Below are 400 nucleotides of genomic sequence, written 5' to 3' on the forward strand. Positions count from 1 at the left end.
CCCCCCCCCCCCCCCCCCCCCCCCCCCCCCCCCCCCCCCCCCCCCCCCCCCCCCCCCCCCCCCCCCCCCCCCCCCTTCACGCCACCCCGACCACCGAGATCTACACCCGAACGTTGTCGTCGGCAGCGTCAGATGTGTATAAGAGACAGACGTTGTGCTGTTCACCCAAGTTGGCGCTGATGGTCACGTACTGGCCCGGCAGCAGCGTCCGGTCGGCGTTGGGCAGCAGCAGGTGACCGAGGGCGCTATCGCTGTCTCTTATACACATCTCCGAGCCCACGAGACCCGTGACCGAATCTCGGGTTGGGTGGTCGGGTTGTTAAGAGGGGGGGGGGGGGGGGGGGGGGGGGGGGGGGGGGGGGGGGGGGGGGGGGGGGGGGGGGGGGGGGGGGGGGGGGGG

1 protein-coding gene is annotated in these 400 nt (G+C 75.0%); it reads right to left on the minus strand.

What is annotated here, in order from left to right; translation table 11 throughout:
* Nucleotides 1-100: 100 nt before the first annotated feature.
* Nucleotides 101-268 carry a hypothetical protein gene (locus JHD67_RS21530; RefSeq protein WP_199101178.1) on the minus strand — a complete coding sequence of 56 codons (168 nt, stop codon included), beginning with the start codon at nucleotides 266-268 and terminating at the stop codon, nucleotides 101-103.
* Nucleotides 269-400: the final 132 nt, after the last annotated feature.

Source organism: Dyella sp. ASV21, assembly GCF_016428975.1.
Classification (GTDB): Bacteria; Pseudomonadota; Gammaproteobacteria; order Xanthomonadales; family Rhodanobacteraceae; genus Dyella.

Excerpts from the sequence above, each read along its gene's own strand:
- JHD67_RS21530 (WP_199101178.1), bottom strand. The coding sequence starts at position 268 with ATGTGTATAAGAGACAGCGATAGCGCCCTCGGTCACCTGCTGCTGCCC.